This is a genomic window from Pseudomonas prosekii, from assembly GCF_900105155.1.
GTDB classification, from domain to species: domain Bacteria; phylum Pseudomonadota; class Gammaproteobacteria; order Pseudomonadales; family Pseudomonadaceae; genus Aquipseudomonas; species Aquipseudomonas prosekii.
The window spans coordinates 3464685-3487728 of the sequence record NZ_LT629762.1 but is presented as its reverse complement, the minus strand read 5'-3'; the positions used below and the strand labels follow the sequence as shown (position 1 = coordinate 3487728).

The following is a 23044-nucleotide window of genomic DNA, read 5'->3' as shown; positions in this document are numbered from 1 at the left end:
TTTACTACCCGATACTTGGCCTAGACTGATGCCCTTCAGCTACGCCCCGCGTCCCGCATCGTTTTTAAGGCCTTTTGCATGTCCGATCCTCGTTATCAGGTCGACGTCAGCGTCGTCACTCGCTATCTGGCAGAACAATCGCAACCCGATCAAGCGCGCTTTGCCTTCGCCTACACCATCACCGTGCACAACAATGGCCAGCTCCCGGCCAAGCTGTTGTCGCGGCACTGGGTCATCACTGACGGTGACGGGCATGTCGAAGAAGTGCGCGGCGCTGGCGTCGTCGGTTTGCAGCCATTGATCAAGTCCGGTGAAAACCACACGTACAGCAGCGGCACGGTCATGACCACCAAGGTCGGCACCATGCAAGGCACTTACGAAATGGTCGCCGACGACGGCAAACACTTCGATGCCATCATTGCGCCTTTCCGTCTGGCGGTGCCCGGAGCCCTGCACTGATGGCAACCTATGCCGTCGGTGACCTGCAAGGCTGCCTCGAACCGCTGCAGTGTCTGCTCAAACAAGTGGCTTTCGATCCGGCGCAAGACAAGCTGTGGCTGGTCGGTGATCTGGTCAACCGAGGCCCGCACTCGCTGGAAACCCTGCGCTTTCTCTATGGCATTCGCGAATCGCTGGTCTGTGTGCTCGGTAATCATGACCTGCACTTGCTGGCCGCCGGCCGCAACATCGAACGCCTGAAGAAAGGCGACACCCTGCGCGAAATCCTCGAAGCGCCTGATTGCGCGGACCTGCTGGAGTGGTTGCGCCAGCAAAAACTCATGCATTACGACGAAGCGCGCGAGATCGCTCTGGTGCATGCGGGCATCCCGCCGCAATGGTCGCTGCGCAAAGCCTTGAAGTGCGCCGGCGAAGTCGAAGCAGCATTGCGTGATGACAATCTGTTGCCACCGTTTCTGGATGGCATGTACGGCAACGAGCCGGCCAAATGGAACAGCGACCTCACGGGCGTCGACCGCTTGCGGGTGATCACCAACTACTTCACCCGGATGCGTTTCTGCACCAGCGAAGGCAAGCTCGAACTCAAGGGCAAGGAAGGCGCCGACAGCGCGCCGCCGGGTTACGCGCCGTGGTTCCAGCACAAGGAACGCAAAACCAAAGGCCTGAAGATCATCTTCGGCCACTGGGCAGCGCTCGAAGGCAAATGCGCCGAGCCTGGCGTTTACGCCCTCGACACTGGTTGTGTCTGGGGCGGTGCGCTAACGCTGCTGAACGTCGATACGCTGCAGCGCATCAGTTGCAAATGCGACGAACGCGGCAACGCCGAGCCGTCAGTCGCCCCACTTATTTCCGAACAAACCAGCGCCGGCGCCCAGCGCTAAACTGCGCGTTCTGCCGAGCCACAGGAGCCCGCCCATGAGCGAATTCAAACGAATCCCCCCACAAGAAGCCCAGGCATTGCGCGAGAAAGGCGCGGTGGTCGTCGATGTCCGCGACGCAGCTACTTTTGCCGCGCTGCACATCGCCGGCTCGAAGCATCTGGACAACGTTTCCATCGCCGACTTCATCCGCGCCGCCGACCTCGACGCACCGATCGTGGTGGTCTGCTATCACGGCAATTCCAGCCAAAGCGCCGCAGGCTACCTGATCAGCCAGGGCTTCTCCGACGTCTACAGCATGGACGGTGGTTTTGAGCTGTGGCGCACGACTTATCCGGCGGAAACCGCGCAAGGCACCTCCGAATAATTTTTTTGTCACGCGCAAGCCCCGGTCCCCGCGGGCTGGCGCGGTGGCAGACGAACGGTCTGCCACAACTAATTACGTATCTCGCCTTTACCTCCTGAATTCCCAACTATCCTTAAGCGCAGGCCATCCAAAACAGGGGAGAGCCGGTACACCGGCGCGCGGATCATCGGGAGTAACTTTCGGGGTAGTCAGCTCTGAAAGAGTTCTGGGGGGTAAACAGCCACTGAGTATTCAGCGGCTGCCAGCATCGACTGAATGATTCGGCGTCGGCTCCACGTATCGAGCGAGGTGACGTCATGAGTATCTTTAGCCACTTCCAACAACGCTTCGAGTCCACACGCCAGGAAGAATTCTCGCTGCAAGAATATCTTGAGCTGTGCAAAAAGGACCGCAGCGCCTACGTTTCCGCCGCCGAGCGTCTGCTGCTGGCCATCGGAGAACCGGAGCTGCTCGACACCTCGGCCAACTCGAGATTGTCGCGAATCTTTTCCAACAAGGTGATCCGCCGCTATCCGGCCTTTGAAGACTTCCACGGGATGGAAGAATGCATCGACCAGATCGTCTCGTATTTCCGCCATGCCGCTCAGGGCCTCGAGGAAAAGAAACAAATCCTCTACCTGCTCGGTCCCGTCGGTGGCGGTAAATCGTCGCTGGCCGAGAAGCTCAAACAGCTGATCGAGAAGGTGCCCTTCTACGCCATCAAGGGCTCGCCGGTATTCGAATCGCCTCTGGGTCTGTTCAACGCCACTGAAGATGGCGCGATCCTCGAGGAAGACTTCGGCATCCCGCGGCGCTACGTCAACACCATCATGTCGCCATGGGCGACCAAACGCCTGGCCGAATTCGGCGGTGACATCAGCCAGTTCCGGGTGGTGAAACTGTATCCGTCGATCCTTAACCAGATCGCCGTGGCCAAGACTGAACCTGGCGATGAAAACAACCAGGACATCTCGGCGCTGGTCGGCAAGGTCGATATCCGCAAACTCGAGGAATACCCGCAGAACGACGCCGACGCTTACAGCTACTCGGGCGCGCTGTGCCGGGCCAACCAGGGCCTGATGGAATTCGTCGAAATGTTCAAGGCGCCAATCAAGGTGCTGCACCCATTGCTGACTGCCACGCAGGAAGGCAACTACAACAGTACCGAAGGCCTGGGGGCGATTCCGTTTACCGGGATCCTGCTCGCCCACTCCAACGAATCGGAGTGGCACACCTTCCGCAACAACAAGAACAACGAAGCGTTCATCGACCGGATCTACATCGTCAAAGTCCCGTACTGCCTGCGCGTCAGCGACGAAGTGAAGATCTACGACAAGCTGCTGTTCAACAGTTCGCTGGCCAAAGCGCATTGCGCGCCCGACACTTTGAAAATGCTTGCCCAGTTCACCGTGCTCTCGCGCCTCAAAGAGCCGGAAAACTCCAACATCTATTCGAAGATGCGCGTGTACGACGGCGAGAACCTCAAGGATACCGATCCGAAAGCCAAGTCGATCCAGGAATACCGCGACAACGCCGGTGTCGACGAAGGCATGAACGGCCTGTCGACCCGCTTTGCGTTCAAGATCCTGTCGAAGGTCTTCAACTTCGATCCGCACGAAATCGCCGCCAACCCGGTGCACTTGCTCTACGTGCTGGAACAGCAGATCGAACAGGAACAATTCCAGGCTGAAACCCGCGAACGTTATCTGCGCTTCCTCAAGGAATACCTGGCGCCGCGCTACATCGAGTTCATCGGCAAGGAGATCCAGACCGCCTACCTCGAGTCTTACAGCGAGTACGGCCAGAACATTTTCGACCGCTACGTGCTGTACGCCGATTTCTGGATTCAGGACCAGGAATACCGCGATCCGGAAACCGGCGAAATCCTCAATCGCGTCGCACTGAACGAAGAACTGGAGAAAATCGAGAAACCGGCCGGCATCAGCAATCCGAAGGATTTCCGCAACGAAATCGTCAACTTCGTGCTGCGCGCCCGCGCCAACAACAACGGCAAAAATCCAACCTGGCTCAGCTACGAAAAACTGCGTGTGGTCATCGAGAAGAAAATGTTCTCGAACACCGAGGACCTGCTGCCGGTCATCAGCTTCAATGCCAAGGCCAGCAAAGAGGACCAGCAGAAGCACAACGACTTCGTCACCAGGATGGTCGAGCGCGGCTACACCGACAAACAGGTACGTCTGCTGTCCGAATGGTACCTACGGGTCCGGAAATCGCAGTGACGCAGCAACAAGCTGCAAGCCACAAGCTGCAAGGAACAAGCGCCTAAGCCCTGTTATCCGGGCGACTGCTTCGACTTGCAGCTTGCAGCTCACAACTTGAAGCTGCCCGGAGGGCCCTATGAGCTATGTGATCGACCGACGTCTCAATGGCAAAAACAAGAGCACGGTGAACCGCCAGCGGTTTCTGCGGCGCTACCGTGATCACATCAAAAAGGCTGTCGAAGAGGCGGTCAGCCGCCGCTCCATTACGGACATGGAGCATGGCGAACAAATCAGCATCCCCGGTCGCGACATCGACGAACCGGTGCTGCACCACGGGCGCGGCGGCAAACAGACCGTCGTGCACCCCGGCAACAAGGAATTCACCAGCGGCGAACACATCGCCCGGCCTCCGGGGGGCGGCGGCGGCAGAGGTCCAGGCAAGGCCGGCAACTCTGGCGAAGGTATGGACGAGTTTGTCTTCCAGATAACCCAGGAAGAATTCCTCGAATTCATGTTCGAGGACTTGGAGCTGCCGAATCTGGTCAAGCGCAACCTGACCGGCACCGACACCTTCAAAACCGTTCGCGCGGGCATCAGCAACGAGGGCAATCCGTCGCGGATCAACATCATCCGCACCTTGCGTTCCGCCCACGCGCGGCGTATCGCCCTGTCCGGCAGCAGCCGCAAGCGCTTGCGCGATGCCAAAGAAGAACTGGCCCGGCTCAAAAGAGAGGAGCCGGACAACTTCGGTGATATCCAGGAAATCGAAGCCGAAATCGAAAAACTCAGCGCGCGCATTCACCGCGTGCCGTTTCTCGACACCTTCGACCTCAAATACAACTTGCTGATCAAGCAGCCCAATCCGAGCTCGAAAGCGGTGATGTTCTGCCTGATGGACGTATCCGGCTCGATGACGCAGGCGACCAAGGACATCGCCAAACGCTTCTTCATCCTGCTGTACCTGTTCCTCAAGCGTAACTACGACAAAATCGACGTGGTATTCATTCGCCACCACACCAGTGCGCGCGAAGTCGACGAAGAGGAGTTTTTCTACTCACGGGAAACCGGCGGCACCATCGTTTCCAGCGCATTGAAACTGATGCAGGAAATCATGGCCGAACGTTATCCGAGCAATGAGTGGAATATTTACGCCGCCCAGGCTTCCGACGGCGACAACTGGAACGACGACTCGCCAATCTGCCGCGACATCCTGATCAACCAGATCATGCCGTTTGTGCAGTACTACACTTACGTCGAAATCACCCCACGCGAACATCAGGCCTTGTGGTTCGAGTACGAACGCATTGCCGACGCCTTTTCTGACACTTTTGCCCAGCAGCAACTGGTCTCGGCCGGGGATATCTATCCGGTCTTCCGTGAACTCTTCCAGCGCAGGTTAGTGACATGACCGCCAAAGAGCAGAAGCGCCAACCCATTTCCACCGGCTCCGAGTGGACGTTTGAGCTGATCCAGGCCTACGACAAGGAAATCAGTCGTCTGGCGGCTCGTTACGCCCTGGATACCTATCCCAACCAGATTGAAGTGATCACCGCTGAACAGATGATGGACGCTTACGCTTCTGTCGGCATGCCGCTGGGCTATCACCATTGGTCCTACGGCAAACACTTCCTCAGCACCGAAAAATCCTACAGTCGCGGTCAGATGGGCCTCGCCTACGAGATCGTGATCAACTCCGATCCATGCATCGCCTACTTGATGGAAGAAAACACCATCTGCATGCAGGCGCTGGTCGTGGCGCATGCCTGCTATGGCCATAACAGCTTCTTCAAGGGCAATTACCTGTTCCGCACCTGGACCGACGCCAGCTCGATCATCGATTACCTGGTGTTTGCCAAGCAGTACATCATGCAGTGCGAGGAGCGCCACGGCATCGACGCGGTGGAAGACTTGCTCGATTCTTGCCACGCCTTGATGAACTACGGCGTCGACCGTTACAAACGTCCTTATCCGATTTCCGCCGAGGAAGAGCGGCGGCGGCAGAAGGATCGTGAAGAGCATCTGCAGAAACAGATCAACGACCTGTGGCGCACGATTCCCAAAGGCGCGGACAAGTACAGCGACAAGGACAACGCGCGCTTCCCCGCCGAACCTCAGGAAAACATCCTGTACTTCATCGAAAAACACGCGCCGCTGCTGGAGCCGTGGCAGCGGGAAATTGTGCGGATCGTGCGCAAGATCGCGCAGTATTTCTACCCGCAACGCCAGACACAGGTAATGAACGAAGGCTGGGCGACGTTCTGGCACTACACGCTGATGAACGACCTGTACGACGAAGGCCTGGTGACTGACGGCTTCATGATGGAATTCCTCACCTCGCACACCAGCGTGGTGATGCAGCCCGGTTTCGACAGTCCCTACTACAGCGGCATCAACCCCTACGCACTGGGTTTTGCCATGTACCGCGACATCCGGCGTATGTGCGAGCACCCGACCGAAGAGGATTACCGCTGGTTCCCGGACATTGCCGGCACCGATTGGCTGTCGACCATCAAGTTCGCCATGAGCAGCTTCAAGGATGAGAGTTTCATCCTGCAATACCTGTCGCCCCAGGTGATCCGCGACCTCAAGCTGTTCAGCATTCTCGATGATGACCAGAAGGATGATCTGCTGGTCCCGGCCATTCACGATGAACCCGGTTACCGGACCATCCGCGAAACCCTGGCCGCGCAATACAATTTGGGCAATCGCGAACCTAACGTGCAGATCTACAGCATCGACCGGCGTGGTGATCGCTCGCTGACCCTGCGCCACCAGCAACACGACCGCAAACCGCTAGGCGAGTCCACCGAAGAAGTGCTCAAACACTTGCATCGCTTGTGGGGCTTCGACATTCATCTGGAAACCCTGCAAGGCGACCAAGTGACGAAAACCCACCATGTTCCGCCCAGAAGCGAACACGCCGAGGGCGATTACGGTCGGCTGGACTTGGCTGTCATTCATCTTTGATTGGTTTTGTACCTCCGAAAGCGCGATGCAACGGTTATTCTGTCGCGCTAACGGAGGTTTTTTATGCAGATTTATAAAGTCGGCGGCGCCGTACGCGATCGCCTGCTGGGCATCCCGGTCACCGACATTGACCGAGTGGTGGTCGGCGCTACCGCCGAAGAAATGCTCGCGTTGGGCTATCGCCCGGTCGGGTCGGATTTCCCGGTGTTCCTTGACCCGAAAACCGGCGACGAATACGCCCTCGCCCGCACCGAACGCAAGAGCGGTCGCGGTTACGGCGGCTTCGTTTTTCACGCCAGCCCTGAAGTCACCCTCGAAGAAGACCTGATTCGCCGCGACCTGACAATCAATGCCATGGCCGAAGATGATCAGCTGAATCTGACCGATCCGTACCATGGCCAGCGCGATCTCGCCGCGCGCGTGCTTCGTCACGTTTCCCCCGCGTTCGCCGAAGATCCGCTCAGAGTACTGCGCGTTGCACGCTTCGCTGCGCGTTATGCCGGGCTCGGTTTTAAAGTCGCGCCAGAGACATTGGAGTTGATGCGCCAGCTCAGTGATTCCGGCGAATTGGAGGCACTGACTGCGGAACGCAGCTGGAAAGAAATCTCCCGCGCGCTGATGGAAGATCAGCCACAGGTGTTTATCCAAGTCTTGCGTGAATGCGGTGCGCTGAAGGTGCTGCTGCCGGAAGTCGATGCGCTGTTCGGCGTGCCGCAACCCGAAGCGCACCACCCGGAAATCGATACCGGCGTGCACACTTTGAGCGTGCTGGAGCAAGCGGCACTGCACAAGCAACCGCTGACCGTGCGCTGGGCCTGCCTGCTGCACGATCTCGGCAAAGGCCTGACCCCGGAAAAAGACTGGCCTCGGCATATTGCCCATGAACACACGGGGCTGAAGCTGATCAAAGCGGTCAACGAACGCTTCAAGGCGCCGAAGGATTGTCAGGAATTGGCTTTGCTGGTTGGCCAATATCACACCCACGGCCACCGCGCGCTGGAGCTGAAAGCGTCAACGTTGCTGGAGTTGCTGCAGAGTTTTGATGTGTACCGGCGGCCACAGCGGTTTGAAGAGTTTGTGGTCGCCTGTGAGATGGATGCGCGCGGGCGCAAAGGTCTGGAACAGAGAAGTTATCCACAAGCGGATTATTTGCGCGGCGCGGCGAGTGCTGCGCGCGGCGTGGCGGTTCAGCCATTGCTGGAGAAGGGTTTCAAGGGACCGGAATTGGGTGAGGCGATCAAGCGCGAGCGGTTGAAGGTGCTGAAGGCCTACAAGGACGCGGCGTCTGTTTGAAAAGCTTCGCGGGCAAGCCTTGCTCCTACAGGTTCTGCGCTAAACCCTGTAGGAGCGAGGCTTGCCCGCGAAAGCGTCACCCGCCTCACAACAAATCTGAAGGCGTCAGCTGCTGCCCACGCCACTCAAACGCCACCGGCGCCAACACCTGATCAATCTGCGCCTCGGCCCACAACGTCGCGAAGCTTTTGCCTACACCCGGATGCACTCGGTCCGGCGCAATCAGCGACAACGGCCACAGCACAAAGGCGTTTTTCAGAATTTCGGCTCGGGGCAGGATCAAACCGTCGAAGTTGCCCACCTGATCGCCGAACAACAACACGTCGATATCCAGCGGCAAACCCTTGCGGTCCGGCGCATAACGGCCGTTGTCCGCTTCGATGAATTTGAGTCGGCGGTCCAACTCCATCAGCGGCAAATCGGTGTAAGCCGAGACCACGAAGTTGAAGAACGGACCGCTTTTGATTCCCACCGGCTGGCTTTCAAACACCGCCGAGCAGCGGATATCCACCAGAAAACCCGCGAGCGCTTCCAGGCCTGCCTGCAAATGGGCTTCGCGCTCGATATTGCTCCCGAGCCCGAGGTAAACCTGAGTCAGCGACATCCGCGCTCGATCTCCACGCCCACGCCACCCGTGGCCGCCGGCACCGCGCCGGGCTTGGTCAGCTTGAGGCGCACCCAGGTGATCTTGAATTCGCTCATCAACACTTCCACCAAACGTTCGGCAAAGGTCTCGACCAACTGAAATCGCGCCTGCTCGGCGAACGCCTGGATCCGCGAGGAAACGCTCGCGTAATCGAGCGCCAGGGTCAGGTCATCACCCGCGGCTGCCGGGCGATTGTCCCAAGCGAAGCTCAGATCAAGTCGCAGGCACTGGCGGATGCCGCGCTCCCAGTCGTAGGCACCGATTACGGTGTCGACTTCCAGGCCCTCGATAAACACTCTGTCCAAGCACTTTTCTCCGCTGCACGACAAGGGCGCATTGCGCCGTTAGAATCAGGGCGTCCTCGCCCGGAATAGTTAGCATGTTTTGGTTATTGGCGACCTTCGCCTACCTGCTCGGCTCGCTGTCCTTCGCCATTTTGCTCAGCCGCCTGACCGGTAATCCGGATCCGCGAATGAGTGGCTCGGGCAATGCCGGCGCCACCAACATGTTGCGTCTGGCCGGCAAAAAACTCGCCGTCCTGACCTTGCTCGGCGACCTGTGCAAAGGCTTGGTGCCGGTGCTGATCGCCGCTGCTGCCGGCCTCTCAGTGCAAGAACAGGCCTGGATTGGCGTGTGCGCCGTGATCGGTCACCTGTTCCCGCTGTACTTCCGCTTTCGCGGCGGCAAAGGTGTCGCCACCGCCGCCGGCATGCTGCTGGGCCTCTACCCGCCCGCCGCACTGTTGGCGGTGTGCGCGTGGCTGCTGACGTTCTACCTGACCCGCACCAGCTCACTGGCGGCGCTGATTGCCACGCCGCTGACCCTGCCGCTGCTGGCCTGGCAGGAACCGGCGGCGCTGCTGCCGATGAGCGCACTCACGGCGCTGATCGTCTGGCGTCATCGCGGCAATCTACGCGACCTGTTTGCCGGGCGCGAACGGCATTTTTAAATACCGCCCATGAGCCCCGCTCATCTCGCCCGCCGTTACAGCGCCGACAATTGCTCCATCGGCCAGCGTGCCTGCACGCTGATCGCCAGGCTTTCGTGCTGACCGGCCTGCAAACGCTGGCAACCGGCAAACGCAATCATCGCGCCGTTGTCGGTGCAGAATTCGGGACGCGCGTAAAACACGTCACCCTGCATATCGCCGAGCATTTTCTCCAGCGACGTGCGCAATGCCTTGTTGGCGCTGACGCCGCCGGCAATCACCAGACGACGCATGCCCGCCGCTTTCAGGGCGCGCTTGCACTTGATGGTCAAAGTCTCCACCACGGCCTGCTGGAACGCCAGCGAGATGTCGCAACGGGCTTGCTCGCTGTCGTCCCCGGCGCTGACGCATTGCTGCCAGGTGTTCAGCGCAAAGGTTTTCAAACCGCTGAAACTGAAGGCCAGCCCCGGCCGATCGCACATTGGTCGCGGAAATGTGAAACGTCCGGCCACGCCCTGTTCAGCCAGACGCGCGATTTCCGGACCGCCCGGATAATTCAGGCCCATCATCTTCGCAGTCTTGTCGAACGCTTCGCCGGCGGCATCGTCGAGGGTCTCGCCCAACAACGTGTATTGGCCAATGCCGTCGACCTGAACCAGCTGCGTATGTCCGCCCGACACCAACAAAGCGACGAACGGGAATTGCGGCGGTTGCGACTCCAACATCGGCGCCAGCAAATGGCCTTCCATGTGGTGCACGCCGAGGGCCGGAATGCCCCAGGCAAACGCCAGCGCCTGAGCACAGGACGCGCCGACCAGCAGCGCCCCGACCAGGCCCGGACCCGCGGTATAAGCGATGGCGTCGATCTCGGTCGGCACGCAGTCAGCCTCGGCCAACACCTGACGAATCAAGGGCAGCATGCGCTTGACGTGGTCACGCGAGGCCAGCTCCGGCACTACGCCACCATAGGCGCGGTGCAGGTCAATCTGGCTGAACAGCGCGTCGGCGAGCAGCCCGCGCTCACTGTCATATAATGCGACACCGGTTTCATCGCAGGAGGTTTCTAATCCCAGTACTAGCATGGGTTTGCGCCTTGTTTAGGCTGAATTCGAAGGCGCGCATAATAGTCGCCATGGGATGCCCCGACTAGCGGTTTTCGATCAGAGGCTTTGCATTCCGGTCGATGAGGAGTTAACATCCGCAACCCTTAAAAACCGACGTCTTCAAGTGCTCTTTTGCCGCGAGGATGTTGACCCCGGTAATGAATGAAGGTAGCTCTGGATGCCAGCCGTCAAAGTAAAAGAGAACGAACCCTTCGACGTAGCTCTGCGTCGTTTCAAGCGCTCCTGCGAAAAAGCCGGTGTACTGGCTGAAGTTCGTAGCCGCGAATTTTACGAGAAGCCAACTTCTGAGCGTAAGCGCAAAGCAGCAGCCGCTGTTAAGCGTCACGCCAAGAAAGTACAGCGCGAACAGCGCCGCGCCGTTCGTCTGTACTAATACACAGACGTTCGTAGCAAGCTTCTGCCAAGCCCGGCCCTCAGCCGGGCTAATGGCATTTGCGGAAATCGCTTGATGCTTCACCGTCAAAGTCGCAGACGCGACCAAGACAAATCTGCTTCACAGCGTCAGACCTGGCTCTTTTGCCAGCGGTGCACGTCTTTTCTGACGAGCCTTCCAAGGCTACTGACGAGCACACCCACTGATTCCTCTCACGACGATCAGCCCAAGGCACCTTCTTGCGTGCCCGCTTATGAGCGATCCGAGGGCCATCAACTGGCCACAGCGGATTTCAGCGCAATACTTTCAAACAGTCGAATACTGATTGGTACTAACGTCAGTGGATTTTCGGCAGATACACTTCCCGACAGCGATTACGCAGACGACACTGGTCGAGCCACATTCCTGTGTGCCTCATCCAATGACCCGCGTTTGTTCGCCGTTCGTTTTGGATCCGTTTCAGCGCAGATGACGAGAACGCCATGGCCGGGCTAATTCCCCAGAGCTTCATTGACGACCTTCTGAACCGTACCGACATCGTCGACGTGGTCAGCTCTCGCCTGCAAATGAAAAAAGCCGGCAAGAACTACACCGCCTGCTGCCCGTTTCACAAAGAGAAAACCCCGTCCTTCAGCGTAAGCCCCGACAAACAGTTCTATTACTGCTTTGGTTGCGGCGCTGGCGGCAACGCCCTCGGCTTCATGATGGACCACGACAACCTGGATTTCGTCCAGGCCGTCGAAGAACTGGCCAAAGCCGCCGGCATGGAAATACCTCGCGAAGAGAGCGGCCGCCCGCATAAACCGCGGCAACCGACCGATTCGCCGCTGTACCCGCTGCTCACCGCCGCCGCTGATTTTTACCGGCAGGCGCTGAAAAGCCATCCCTCGCGCAAAGCCGCCGTGGACTATTTGAAGGGCCGCGGCCTGACTGGTGAAATCGCCCGCGACTTCGGCCTCGGCTTCGCCCCGCCGGGCTGGGACAATCTGTTCAAGCACTTGAGCAGCGACACCCTGCAACAAAAAGCCATGGTCGACGCCGGACTGCTGATTGAGAACGCCGAAACCGGCAAACGCTATGACCGCTTCCGCGATCGCGTGATGTTCCCGATCCGCGACAGTCGCGGGCGCATCATCGCTTTCGGCGGTCGCGTACTGGGCGACGACAAACCGAAATACCTCAATTCGCCGGAAACCCCGGTATTCCATAAAGGCCAGGAGCTTTACGGCCTCTATGAAGCGCGCAAGAACAATCGCAACCTCGACGAAATCATCGTCGTCGAAGGCTACATGGACGTTATCGCCCTCGCCCAGCAAGGCTTGCGCAACGCCGTGGCGACCCTGGGCACCGCGACCAGCGAAGAGCACTTGAAGCGACTGTTTCGCGTCGTGCCCAACGTGCTGTTCTGTTTCGACGGCGACCAGGCAGGCCGCAATGCCGCATGGCGAGCCCTCGAAGCCACACTGCCGTGCCTGCAGGACGGGCGACGCGCACGCTTTCTGTTTCTGCCCGAGGGCGAAGACCCGGATACGCTGGTTCGCTCGGAAGGCACTGACGCTTTTCGCGCGCGGATCAATCAACACGCGCAACCGCTGGCAGATTATTTTTTCCAGCAACTGACCGAGGAATCGGACCCGCGCTCGCTTGAAGGCAAGGCCCACATGGCCACCCTCGCGGCGCCGCTGATCGATAAAGTCCCGGGCGCCAACCTGCGCATCCTGATGCGTCAGCGTCTGACCGAAATCACCGGCCTGACCGGCGAAGCGATGAGCCAACTGGTGCACAGCGCTCCGCAGGACGCGCCGCCCGCGTACGATCCGGGCATCGATTACGACGCGATGCCGGATTACAGCGACTACCATCAGCCGCAAGCGCAAGACGCCTACGCGCCGCAGCAGGAATGGACGCCAAAGAAACCCGGCGCTGGCGGCAAGAAATGGGACAAAAAGCCTTGGGATAAGAACGGCAAGCGCGGTGATCGCGATCAACCAAGTGCCCCGCGCACGCCGATCGCCGTCGAAGCACCAACACTGATCGCTTTACGTACGCTGATTCATCATCCAGACCTGGCCGGCCGGGTAGAAACCGCCGACCACTTCGCCAATGAAAGCAATACGTATGCGCAGTTGCTGGTAGCCCTGATCGGGGCCGTGCAAAAAAATCCTAAGCTAAACTCAATTCAGCTGATGGCCCGATGGCACGGGACCGAACAGGGCAAATTGCTCAAGGCTCTGGCGGAAAAGGAATGGTTGATTGACGGCAACAACCTTGAACAACAGTTTTTAGACACCATTACTAGGTTATCAGCCGCTCAACACACGGATAGCCTGGAAGCACTAATCAGAAAAGCAAGGCAGCCAGGACTGACCGCGGAGGAAGCAAATCAGATCGCAAATCAGATGCGCGACCTATTAAAACGCAATATGGCTGTATCAACCCCGACCTCAACTGGCGCGTGAGGTCATAGCTCAGGTATAATCCTCGGCTTGTTTTTTGCCCGCCAAGACCTTCAGTGGATAGGGTGTTATGTCCGGAAAAGCGCAACAGCAGTCTCGTATCAAAGAGTTGATCACACTTGGTCGTGAGCAGGGTTACCTGACTTACGCGGAGGTCAACGACCACCTGCCGGAGGATATTTCAGATCCGGAACAGGTGGAAGACATCATCCGCATGATCAACGACATGGGGATCAACGTATTCGAGGTTGCGCCAGATAAGGATTCCCTTATGCTGGCCGACGCCGATACCGACGAAGCCGCGGCCGAAGAGGCAGCAGCAGCGTTGGCAGCGGTCGAGACCGACATTGGTCGCACCACCGACCCAGTGCGCATGTACATGCGTGAAATGGGTACGGTAGAGCTCCTCACTCGTGAAGGCGAAATTGAAATCGCCAAGCGTATTGAAGAGGGCATCCGCGAAGTGATGGGCGCAATTGCGCACTTCCCTGGCACGGTTGACCACATTCTGTCCGAATACACTCGCGTCACCACCGAAGGTGGTCGCCTGTCCGACGTTCTGAGCGGTTATATCGACCCGGACGACGGCATTGCGCCGCCTGCAGCCGAAGTGCCGCCGCCAGTCGATCCGAAAGCCGTGAAAGCGGAAGACGATACCGACGAAGACGAAGCTGAAGCCAGCACCGACGACGAAGAAGAAGTCGAAAGCGGTCCCGATCCTGTTATCGCCGCACAGCGTTTTGGCGCTGTCTCCGATCAGATGGAAGTGACCCGCAAGGCGCTGAAAAAGCACGGTCGCGGCAACAAGGCGGCAATTGCCGAACTGGTGCTGCTGGCTGAGCTGTTCATGCCGATCAAACTGGTGCCGAAGCAATTCGAAGGCCTGGTCGAGCGTGTTCGCAGTGCCCTGGATCGTCTGCGTCAGCAAGAGCGCGCGATCATGCAGCTTTGCGTTCGTGATGCGCGCATGCCGCGTGCCGACTTCCTGCGCCAGTTCCCCGGCAATGAAGTTGACGAAAGCTGGTCCGATGGCCTGGCCAAAGGCAAAGGCAAATACGCCGAAGCGATTGGTCGCCTGCAACCGGACATCCTGCGTTGCCAGCAGAAGCTGATCGCGCTGCAAACCGAAACCGGTTTGACGATCGCCGAGATCAAGGACATCAACCGTCGCATGTCGATCGGTGAGGCCAAGGCCCGCCGCGCGAAGAAAGAGATGGTCGAAGCGAACTTGCGTCTGGTGATCTCCATCGCCAAGAAGTACACCAACCGTGGCCTGCAATTCCTCGATCTGATCCAGGAAGGCAACATTGGTTTGATGAAAGCGGTAGACAAGTTCGAATACCGCCGCGGCTACAAATTCTCGACTTATGCCACCTGGTGGATCCGTCAGGCGATCACTCGCTCGATCGCCGACCAGGCCCGCACCATCCGTATTCCGGTGCACATGATCGAGACGATCAACAAGCTCAACCGTATTTCCCGGCAGATGTTGCAGGAAATGGGTCGCGAACCGACCCCCGAAGAGCTGGGCGAACGCATGGAAATGCCTGAGGACAAGATCCGCAAGGTATTGAAGATCGCTAAAGAGCCGATCTCCATGGAAACCCCGATCGGTGATGACGAAGACTCCCACCTGGGTGACTTCATCGAAGACTCGACCATGCAGTCGCCAATCGATGTTGCAACCGTTGAGAGCCTTAAAGAAGCGACTCGCGAAGTTCTCTCCGGCCTCACAGCACGTGAAGCCAAGGTTCTGCGCATGCGCTTCGGTATCGACATGAATACCGACCACACCCTCGAGGAGGTTGGTAAGCAGTTCGACGTTACCCGTGAACGGATTCGTCAGATCGAAGCCAAGGCGTTGCGCAAACTGCGCCACCCGACGAGAAGCGAGCATTTGCGCTCATTCCTCGACGAGTGATCACAGAACCCCCGGCCCAGGCCGGGGGTTTTGCTTTCTACAGATTAAATCCCCCGCACCACCCTCCTGCCGAATTGCCCGTCTACACTCGAAACATTCCCCCGAGCCATAACGAGACCGTTATGCCCAGATTGCCGACCGTGCTTTTTTTGCTGTCGCTGATGACCTGGACCGCAACGGCTGGCGCGCTGACTCTGACCGACGAAGAACGTAGCTGGCTAGCGGCTCACCCGGACTTGCGCCTGGGTGTCGATGCGTCGTGGCCGCCGTTCGAATTCCGCGACGAACACAACCGTTATCAGGGCTTGGCGGCCGACTACATCAACGTCATTCGCCAGCGCCTGGACATCAAACTCACACCGATCGAACCGGTCAGTTGGACCGTGGTTCTGGAACAAGTCAAACAGGGCAAACTGGACCTGCTGCCGGGCATCATGTCGACGCCCGAACGCCAGAGTTACCTGTCATTTACCCGCCCCTACCTGGATTTCCCGATTGTCATCCTCGCCCACGTCGGCGGCCCTCAACCGCGCAAGATCGAGGAACTGTACGGGCTGAAAATCGCCGTGGTGGAAAACTATGCGCCGCACGAACTGCTGCGCACGCATCACCCGGACCTGAATCTGGTGGCGATGCCCAACGTCAGTTCGGCGCTGCAAGCGCTGGCCACCGATGAAGTCGACGCGGTGGTCGGAGACCTTGCCTCCAGCGTCTGGAGCCTGCGCCAACTCAAGCTTGATGGCCTCTACGTCAGCGGCGAAACGCCCTATCGCTATCAACTGGCGATGGCCGTGCCGGCCAACAACAAAATCCTCGTGGGCATTCTCGACAAAGTGCTGGCGGACATGAGCGCCAGCGAAATCAGCGCGATTCAGGAACATTGGGTCGGCAACGTCCTCGATCACCGGACGTTCTGGTCGGATTTGCTGGTCTATGGGCTGCCGGGTCTGCTGATTTTGTTCACCGTGTTGGCGGTGGTGATTCGGATCAATCGGCGCTTGAGCTCGGAAATTGCCCGGCGCATCGATCTGGAACAGGAACTGCGCAGCAGCGAATATCACTATCGCGGATTGGTCGAGAGCCTGTCGGCGATTGCCTGGGAAGCGCGGATCAGCGATTTCACCTACAGCTATGTGTCGCCGCACGCCGAAGATTTGCTCGGCTATCCCCTCTCCCATTGGTTGATTCCGGGTTTCTGGCGCAACATCATTCACCCCGCCGACCTGACCCGTGCGCAGAATTTTTGCGATCACGAAGTCCTCTCCGGCCGCGATCACAGCGTCGATTATCGGGTCATCACCGCCGATGGCCGCTGCCTGTGGGTGCGCGACATCGTCAGCCTGATCGAGCACGGCCACGAACCGGTGCTGCGCGGGTTGATGATCGACATCAGCGACGCCAAACGCACCGAAGAAGCGCTGCGCCTGTCGGAACAGAAGTTCGCCTCGGTGTTCCAGCAGTGCCCGGACATCCTGGTGATTGCGCGGTTGTCCGACGGCTGTTTGCTGGAGGTCAACGAGGCGTTCGAAGAGCAGATCGGCCTCAAGGCCAGCGATGTCATCGGCCAGACCGCCACCAATTTAAACATTTGGGGCATTCCCGGCGTCGGCCCCGGCCTGCTGCAACGCTTGCAGGCCGGCAGCATTCGTAACCTGGAAATGCCTTTTCGGCGCAACAATGGCCAGGTGTTCACCGGGCTGATTTCCGCTGAACCGTTCGACCTCGATGAAACACCGGCGCTGGTGGTGGTGGTGCGCGACATCAGTCAGCTCAAGGAAACCCAGCAACAACTGCAAACCTCCGAAGAGAAGTTCGCCAAAGCCTTCCACGCCTCGCCTGACGGCTTGCTGCTGTCGCGGCAGAGCGACGGCATGCTGCTGGAGGTCAACGAGGGGTTCAGCCGCATTACCGGCTTCAACAGCGCAATGTCAGTGGACCGCTCGACGCTGGACTTGGGCATCTGGGTCAATCTCAACGAACGCAAACATATGCTCGACTTGCTGCACCGCGATGGTTTCGTCCGCGATTTCAGTTGCCACATCCGCCGCAACGACGGGCAGATTCGCCTCTGCGAAGTGTCGAGCCGGCCGCTGCCGATTGGCGACGAAGATTGCATGCTGACCATCGCCCGCGACATTACCGAACGCCACTTGATGCAGGAAAAACTGCAACAGGCGGCCACTGTGTTCGAGAGCACCGCGGAAGGCGTGTTGATCACTGACACTCAGCAGCACATCAGCGCGGTCAACCGCGCCTTCACCGAAATCACCGGTTACAGCGAAAGCGAAGCGTTGGGCCACACCCCTCGCCTGCTTGCTTCCGGGCTGCACGACAGCGCGTTTTACGCGGCGATGTGGCATCAGTTGACTGACGAAGGTCACTGGCAAGGCGAGATTTCCAATCGGCGCAAGAACGGCGAGCTGTACCCGAGCTGGCTGACCATCAGCGCCGTGCGCAATCGCGAGCAGTTCATCACGCACTTTGTCGCGGTGTTCGCCGACATCTCCAGCCTCAAACACGCGCAGGCCAAACTCGACTATCAGGCGCACCACGACCCGCTGACCGGTCTGCCGAATCGCACATTGTTCGAAAGCCGACTGCTCACCGCGCTGAACAATCAGCAGGAAAACGGCGGCCAGGGCGCCGTGCTGTTCCTCGACCTCGACCGCTTCAAACACATCAACGACAGCCTCGGCCACCCGGTCGGCGACCTGTTGCTCAAAGGCATCGCCGTGCGCCTCAAGGAGCAACTGCGCGACATCGACACGGTTGCGCGGCTCGGTGGCGATGAGTTCATCATTCTGCTGCCGGGCCTGCAGCAAGCCACCGACGCCGACCACATCGCGAACAAACTGCTCAACTGTTTTGCCGCGCCGTTCCAGGCCGGCGAGCACGAGTTTTTCATCAGCGCGAGCATCGGCAGCAGCCTGTACCCCAAGGACGGTTGCGACGTTGCGACGCTGGTGAAAAACGCCGACGCGGCGATGTACCGCTCCAAAGCCAAGGGCCGCAACCGCGTCGAGAGCTACACCCGCGACCTGACGGCCCAGGCCAGCGAACGCGTGGCGCTGGAACACGAACTGCGCCGCGCCATCGAGCGCAACGAATTGCACCTGTATTACCAACCGAAAATCAGCCTCGACGACCATCGTCTGGTCGGCGCCGAAGCGCTGATTCGCTGGCGTCACCCGACGTTCGGCGACGTGCCGCCGGAACACTTCATTCCGCTGGCCGAAGAAAACGGCATGATTCTGCAGATCGGCGATTGGGTGCTTGAGACCGCGTGCCGACAGATGTTCGAGTGGAATCAGGTCTATGAAAGCCTCGGCCCACTGTCGGTCAACCTCGCCGGCGCACAATTGCGCCAGCCGAATCTGCTCGGCCGCATCGAACAACTGCTCCGGGACAACCGCCTCAAGCCCGGTTTTCTGCAACTGGAAATTACCGAAAACTTCATCATGAGCCAGGCCGAAGAGGCGCTCGCGGTGTTGCATCAACTCAAACATCTGGGCGTGCAACTGGCGATCGACGACTTCGGCACCGGCTATTCGTCCCTCAGCTACCTCAAGCGCCTGCCGCTGGACATCCTCAAGATCGACCAGTCTTTCGTCCGCGGATTACCGGATGATCCCCACGACGCGGCGATCGTGCGGGCGATCATCGCGCTCGGCCGCAGCATGCAATTCACCATCATCGCCGAGGGCGTCGAAACCCAGGCCCAACAGCAATTCCTCGCCGCCGAAGGATGCGAACAGATCCAGGGCTACATCGTCAGCCTGCCCCTGCCGCCCGAGGAATTCGCCGCGACGTTTCTTCGTATCGCAGTTTCAGACTTTTCGGATAGCACAGCAGAGAAACCGTCGTTATAATCCGCGGCCTACTGAGGGCCTATAGCTCAGTTGGTCAGAGCAGAGGACTCATAATCCTTTGGTCCACGGTTCAAGTCCGTGTGGGCCCACCAAACAAAAAAGCCGCGTGATTACGCGGCTTTTTCGTGTCTGGGGTTTGGGTTTTCCGGGCGCCGCTGAGTAGTAATCTGCAGAAACACTCATGAAATTGACAATCCAGCCTTGAACTCTAGGATGGCTCGACCTATAAATACTATAGAAAACCAATGAGCCTCCTTCTTCCTTTTCCACTGACCAAGAAGAAAGCACTCGAGATCATACGAGCGCTTTCGCAAGTGTCGGAACGCATCTTTTATTCCCCGCATGCCAAGGCACGGATGATCGAAAGAGGTGTGAGCATGCCGGATGTCATGGACTGTCTGGGTAAAGGCCTTATCAGAGAGGGGCCATATCAGCAGCCGGGAGGTGATTGGAGATTTACGATTTCCTGGTTCAGAGCAGGCTCACCACTCGAGATTGTTGGCGCAATCGATGTCGACGACGAAGGGACATTCCTTGTCATAGTGACCACGATAAAAAAGAAGGGGTGAAATTATGTACCACTACGTGGAAAGCGGGCTGCCAAATGTATGGCTCAGCAACGGCTTCGTGGTGAAAGAGACCGCCTATGGCGAGTCCATCGCAATCACTGATGTAAAGGGCTTACACGACGTTATCGGCAAGGTTATTGCGGCAAAATCTTCGGTGCTGACAGGCGCTGAATTCAGGTTTTTGAGGAAAGAGCTTGGACTGTCTCAGGAAAGTCTCGCTGAGATTGTTGGTTTGACCAGCCAGGCCGTTGCGATTTGGGAGAAAACCGACAAAATTCCGTTGGTGAACGACCGCTACTTGCGAGGGCTTTATCTGGAGTCAAAAACTGGCGGAGCGGATTTGATGGCAGCTATCAATACCATCAACAAGCTTGACCATGATCTGTACAAATTGAACCTGGAATTCGAAGGCGAATGGCACAACCACGACCGCTCATGCGCGTAGTGCCTGGTGCTTTCGAATTGACGCCCGGCCAATGCCGGGCTTTTTTATGGTCGTGTGTTGGCATAAGTACGTGATCGGCGGCTGAAAACCTGAACTGGAAAGCCATAAAAAAGCCGCGCAATTGCGCGGCTTTTTCACCCCTGCGTATCAGCCCTTACTCAGGCAACGCATACGCAATCACGTAGTCCCCGCGGTCCGGCGACTGGCGTGCGCCGCCCACGGTCAGCAGGATGTATTGCTTGCCGGTCTTCGGCGAAACGTAGGTCATTGGCCCGGACTGACTGCCCACTGGCAAACGCGATTTCCAGATTTCGTTGCCGTTGCCGGTATCGAACGCACGCAGGTAGAAATCCTGCGTCCCGGCGAAGAACAGCAACCCGGACTGCGTTGCCAGCGAAGCACCGAGTGTCGGCATGCCGATCGGGATCTGCAAATGCATGCGGATACCCAGCGGGCCGGTGTCTTGCACGGTGCCGACCGGGACTTGCCACATCAGTTTGTGGGTCTTCAGGTCGATGGCCGACATGGTCCCGAACGGTGGTTTCTGGCAAGGGATGCCGGCCGCCGAAAGGAAGCGTTCGCGCATCGCACCGAACGGCGTGCCTTCCTGCGGCACGACGCCCATTTCGATGCCGCTGGCGCCGGCGGCAATTTTGTCGCGCGGGATCATGTAGTTGGCCAGGCCCAGGCGCATGTCGTTGACGAACATATAGTTAGTGTTCGGATCGACCGACACGCTGCCCCAGTTCATCCCGCCCAACGAGCCCGGGAATTGCAGCGCGCGGTCCAGGCCCGGCGGCGTGTAGACGCCTTCGTGGCGCATGCCTTTGAACTGGATGCGGCACATCAATTGGTCAAACGGCGTGGCGCCCCACATGTCGGATTCGGTCAGGGTTTTGTTGCCGATGGACGGCATGTCGACCGAGAACGGCTGGGTTGGCGAATAGCGTTCGCCGGGCACGTTGCCCTGTGGCACCGGGCGTTCTTCAACCTTGGCGATCGGCACACCGGTTTCGCGATTCAGCAGGAAGATTTCGCCCTGCTTGGTCACTTGCGCCAAGGCTGGCTGGGTGCCGCCCTTGTCGTCCGGCACGTCGTAAAGCAGCGGTTGCGCCGGCAGATCGAAGTCCCAGAGGTCGTGGTGAGTGGTCTGGAAGTGCCAGCGCACCTGACCGGTTTTCACGTCGATGGCGACGATGGACGAGTTCCACTTGTCGTCGAATTCGGTACGTTGGCCGCCGAAAAAGTCCGGCGTCGCGTTGCCGGTTGGCAAGTAAACGAGGCCGAGTTTGGCGTCGTAGGACATCGCCGACCAAACGTTCGGCGTGCCTCGGGTATACGTCTCACCGGGCGGCGGGCGTTTGCTGATGTTCGGATTGCCCGGATCCCAGGCCCAGACCAGTTCACCGCTGCGCACGTCATACGCGCGGACGACGCCTGGCGGTTCGCCGGTCGAGTAGTTGTCCGCGACGCGCCCACCCACGATCACTACGTCGCCCGCCACCAGCGGCGTCGAGGTTTGCTGGAAGTAACCGGGTTTGACTTCGCCCATGTCGGTTTTCAGATCGACCGTGCCTTTGTCGCCAAAGTCTTCGCACGGCTTGCCGGTGTCGGCATTGATCGCGATCAGACGCGCATCGCCGGTCGGCAGAAACAGACGTTTCGCACAGGCTGTGGGTTGAGCTTCCGACGAGGTCGGCGTCGGCGTCGGCGTCTCGGAATAACCCAGACCACGGCAGCGCTGCCAGTTTGGCGCGGTGCCTTGCGGGTCGAATTTCCAGCGCTGGGCGCCGGTATCGGCGTCGAGCGCGAAGACTTTGCCGCACGCGGTGCAGGTGTAGACCGTGTCGCCGATTTGCAGCGGCGTGTTCTGGTCTTCAGCGCCAGCGCCGGTGCTTTGCGGAATGTCGCCGGTCTGGAAAGTCCACGCGACCTGCAATTTGTCGATGTTGCCTTTGTTGATCTGGTCCAGCGCTGCAAAGCGGTTGCCGGCCGTGGTGTTGCCCCAATGCGCCCAATCCTTTTGCTCGGTGCCCGGTTTTACCGGAGTCACCGCAGGTTCGCTGCTGTTCTTGACCACGTGGGTCGGCACGAACATGTAGGCCAGCGTCGCGACTACGCCGATGCCCAGAATGCCCGCCAAACCATATGCACCGCGCCCTGCGGTGGCGCCGGAAGCGCGAACCAGCGTCGGATAAATCAGCGCAACGACCAGGCCGATCACCGCGAAAGTCAGTACCCGTGACACCAGAGGCCAATAATCCAAACCGCTGTCCCACACCGCCCAGATCGCCGTCAGGATCAGCGCCACGCCGTACAGCCAGGCGCCTTGCGGCTGGCGCCGAGCGATCAGCACCCCGGAAACGAGCATCGCCAGGCCCATCAGCAGGAAGTACCAACTGCCGCCCAACGTCGCCAGGTAAGCACCGCCACCGGCCAGGCCCAGCCCGATCAACGCGATCAGGACACCGAGCCCCAACAGCAACCATTTGCTGCCGGCGGCAGCCCCAGAATTACTCATCTCGAAAGTTTTCCAATGTGTGACAAG

At 59.0% G+C, this 23044-nt stretch carries 18 protein-coding genes and 1 tRNA gene; 15 read left to right on the top strand and 4 right to left on the bottom strand.

Annotated features, from left to right (window positions below; all coding sequences use genetic code 11):
* Window positions 1–78 precede the first annotated feature (78 nt).
* The 7 genes from apaG to BLU01_RS15730 all read left to right on the top strand — a co-directional run bounded on the left by apaG (window position 79) and on the right by BLU01_RS15730 (window position 8165).
* On the top strand, window positions 79–459 hold the full coding sequence (gene apaG, locus BLU01_RS15760; RefSeq protein ID WP_092277282.1) for a Co2+/Mg2+ efflux protein ApaG: 381 nt from the start codon (window positions 79–81) through the stop codon (window positions 457–459).
* On the top strand, window positions 459–1340 hold the full coding sequence (locus BLU01_RS15755) for a symmetrical bis(5'-nucleosyl)-tetraphosphatase (protein WP_092277279.1): 882 nt from the start codon (window positions 459–461) through the stop codon (window positions 1338–1340). The genes apaG and BLU01_RS15755 overlap by 1 nt, the downstream gene beginning before the upstream one ends.
* A gap of 34 nt (window positions 1341–1374) precedes the next feature.
* Window positions 1375–1704 (top strand): thiosulfate sulfurtransferase GlpE, encoded by a 330-nt coding sequence (glpE, locus tag BLU01_RS15750; RefSeq protein ID WP_092277275.1) that lies wholly within the window; start codon window positions 1375–1377, stop codon window positions 1702–1704.
* A gap of 296 nt (window positions 1705–2000) precedes the next feature.
* Window positions 2001–3923 (top strand): PrkA family serine protein kinase, encoded by a 1923-nt coding sequence (locus tag BLU01_RS15745; RefSeq protein WP_092277272.1) that lies wholly within the window; start codon window positions 2001–2003, stop codon window positions 3921–3923.
* Window positions 3924–4041: 118 nt separating this feature from the next.
* The gene (locus BLU01_RS15740; protein ID WP_092277269.1) at window positions 4042–5313 is read left to right on the top strand and encodes a YeaH/YhbH family protein; all 1272 of its coding nucleotides are present in this window, start codon (window positions 4042–4044) and stop codon (window positions 5311–5313) included.
* The gene (locus tag BLU01_RS15735; protein WP_092277266.1) at window positions 5310–6872 is read left to right on the top strand and encodes a SpoVR family protein; all 1563 of its coding nucleotides are present in this window, start codon (window positions 5310–5312) and stop codon (window positions 6870–6872) included. Before BLU01_RS15740 ends, BLU01_RS15735 begins: the two co-directional genes overlap by 4 nt.
* A 63-nt stretch (window positions 6873–6935) precedes the next feature.
* On the top strand, window positions 6936–8165 hold the full coding sequence (locus BLU01_RS15730) for a multifunctional CCA addition/repair protein (protein ID WP_092277264.1): 1230 nt from the start codon (window positions 6936–6938) through the stop codon (window positions 8163–8165).
* 85 nt (window positions 8166–8250) lie between these two features.
* Here the strand turns inward: BLU01_RS15730 and folK are convergent, their stop codons facing one another.
* Window positions 8251–8769 carry a 2-amino-4-hydroxy-6-hydroxymethyldihydropteridine diphosphokinase gene (gene folK, locus BLU01_RS15725; RefSeq protein ID WP_092277261.1) on the bottom strand — a complete coding sequence of 173 codons (519 nt, stop codon included), beginning with the start codon at window positions 8767–8769 and terminating at the stop codon, window positions 8251–8253.
* A complete protein-coding gene (gene folB / locus BLU01_RS15720) occupies window positions 8760–9116 on the bottom strand; it encodes a dihydroneopterin aldolase (RefSeq protein ID WP_092277258.1) in 357 nt (118 codons plus the stop codon). The genes folK and folB overlap by 10 nt, the downstream gene beginning before the upstream one ends.
* A 74-nt stretch (window positions 9117–9190) precedes the next feature.
* On the opposite strand from folB, the gene plsY reads away from it, so the two are divergent.
* Window positions 9191–9760 (top strand): glycerol-3-phosphate 1-O-acyltransferase PlsY, encoded by a 570-nt coding sequence (gene plsY, locus BLU01_RS15715; RefSeq protein WP_092277255.1) that lies wholly within the window; start codon window positions 9191–9193, stop codon window positions 9758–9760.
* 35 nt (window positions 9761–9795) lie between these two features.
* Here the strand turns inward: plsY and tsaD are convergent, their stop codons facing one another.
* Window positions 9796–10821 (bottom strand): tRNA (adenosine(37)-N6)-threonylcarbamoyltransferase complex transferase subunit TsaD, encoded by a 1026-nt coding sequence (gene tsaD, locus BLU01_RS15710; RefSeq protein WP_092277252.1) that lies wholly within the window; start codon window positions 10819–10821, stop codon window positions 9796–9798.
* A 199-nt stretch (window positions 10822–11020) separates the two neighbouring features.
* On the opposite strand from tsaD, the gene rpsU reads away from it, so the two are divergent.
* The 7 genes from rpsU to BLU01_RS15675 all read left to right on the top strand — a co-directional run bounded on the left by rpsU (window position 11021) and on the right by BLU01_RS15675 (window position 20496).
* Window positions 11021–11236, top strand: a complete 216-nt coding sequence (gene rpsU, locus BLU01_RS15705; protein WP_002551877.1) for a 30S ribosomal protein S21 — start codon at window positions 11021–11023, stop codon at window positions 11234–11236.
* 482 nt (window positions 11237–11718) lie between these two features.
* Window positions 11719–13695, top strand: a complete 1977-nt coding sequence (gene dnaG / locus BLU01_RS15700; RefSeq protein WP_092277249.1) for a DNA primase — start codon at window positions 11719–11721, stop codon at window positions 13693–13695.
* A 67-nt stretch (window positions 13696–13762) separates the two neighbouring features.
* Complete coding sequence (gene rpoD, locus BLU01_RS15695; protein ID WP_092277246.1) at window positions 13763–15613, top strand: RNA polymerase sigma factor RpoD; 1851 nt, start codon at window positions 13763–13765, stop codon at window positions 15611–15613.
* A 122-nt stretch (window positions 15614–15735) separates the two neighbouring features.
* Entirely contained in the window at window positions 15736–19482 is a 3747-nt protein-coding gene (locus tag BLU01_RS15690; RefSeq protein WP_092277243.1) for a bifunctional diguanylate cyclase/phosphodiesterase, read from the top strand.
* A gap of 15 nt (window positions 19483–19497) precedes the next feature.
* Window positions 19498–19574: transfer RNA gene (locus BLU01_RS15685), tRNA-Ile, on the top strand.
* 153 nt (window positions 19575–19727) lie between these two features.
* On the top strand, window positions 19728–20051 hold the full coding sequence (locus tag BLU01_RS15680) for a DUF4258 domain-containing protein (RefSeq protein WP_092277240.1): 324 nt from the start codon (window positions 19728–19730) through the stop codon (window positions 20049–20051).
* Window positions 20052–20055: 4 nt separating this feature from the next.
* Window positions 20056–20496 (top strand): helix-turn-helix domain-containing protein, encoded by a 441-nt coding sequence (locus tag BLU01_RS15675; RefSeq protein WP_092277237.1) that lies wholly within the window; start codon window positions 20056–20058, stop codon window positions 20494–20496.
* A 154-nt stretch (window positions 20497–20650) separates the two neighbouring features.
* On the opposite strand, the gene BLU01_RS15670 is transcribed toward BLU01_RS15675, so the two are convergent.
* Window positions 20651–23017, bottom strand: coding sequence for a glucose/quinate/shikimate family membrane-bound PQQ-dependent dehydrogenase (locus BLU01_RS15670; RefSeq protein ID WP_092277234.1), 2367 nt, complete (start codon window positions 23015–23017; stop codon window positions 20651–20653).
* Window positions 23018–23044 lie beyond the last annotated feature (27 nt).

Coding starts and splice junctions, on each gene's coding strand:
- BLU01_RS15680 (WP_092277240.1), top strand. CDS start 19,728: ATGAGCCTCCTTCTTCCTTTTCCACTGACCAAGAAGAAAGCACTCGAG.
- rpsU (WP_002551877.1), top strand. CDS start 11,021: ATGCCAGCCGTCAAAGTAAAAGAGAACGAACCCTTCGACGTAGCTCTG.
- BLU01_RS15690 (WP_092277243.1), top strand. CDS start 15,736: ATGCCCAGATTGCCGACCGTGCTTTTTTTGCTGTCGCTGATGACCTGG.
- BLU01_RS15675 (WP_092277237.1), top strand. CDS start 20,056: ATGTACCACTACGTGGAAAGCGGGCTGCCAAATGTATGGCTCAGCAAC.
- BLU01_RS15745 (WP_092277272.1), top strand. CDS start 2,001: ATGAGTATCTTTAGCCACTTCCAACAACGCTTCGAGTCCACACGCCAG.
- rpoD (WP_092277246.1), top strand. CDS start 13,763: ATGTCCGGAAAAGCGCAACAGCAGTCTCGTATCAAAGAGTTGATCACA.
- glpE (WP_092277275.1), top strand. CDS start 1,375: ATGAGCGAATTCAAACGAATCCCCCCACAAGAAGCCCAGGCATTGCGC.
- BLU01_RS15730 (WP_092277264.1), top strand. CDS start 6,936: ATGCAGATTTATAAAGTCGGCGGCGCCGTACGCGATCGCCTGCTGGGC.
- apaG (WP_092277282.1), top strand. CDS start 79: ATGTCCGATCCTCGTTATCAGGTCGACGTCAGCGTCGTCACTCGCTAT.
- BLU01_RS15755 (WP_092277279.1), top strand. CDS start 459: ATGGCAACCTATGCCGTCGGTGACCTGCAAGGCTGCCTCGAACCGCTG.
- dnaG (WP_092277249.1), top strand. CDS start 11,719: ATGGCCGGGCTAATTCCCCAGAGCTTCATTGACGACCTTCTGAACCGT.
- BLU01_RS15740 (WP_092277269.1), top strand. CDS start 4,042: ATGAGCTATGTGATCGACCGACGTCTCAATGGCAAAAACAAGAGCACG.
- BLU01_RS15735 (WP_092277266.1), top strand. CDS start 5,310: ATGACCGCCAAAGAGCAGAAGCGCCAACCCATTTCCACCGGCTCCGAG.
- BLU01_RS15670 (WP_092277234.1), bottom strand. CDS start 23,017: ATGAGTAATTCTGGGGCTGCCGCCGGCAGCAAATGGTTGCTGTTGGGG.
- folK (WP_092277261.1), bottom strand. CDS start 8,769: ATGTCGCTGACTCAGGTTTACCTCGGGCTCGGGAGCAATATCGAGCGC.
- plsY (WP_092277255.1), top strand. CDS start 9,191: ATGTTTTGGTTATTGGCGACCTTCGCCTACCTGCTCGGCTCGCTGTCC.
- tsaD (WP_092277252.1), bottom strand. CDS start 10,821: ATGCTAGTACTGGGATTAGAAACCTCCTGCGATGAAACCGGTGTCGCA.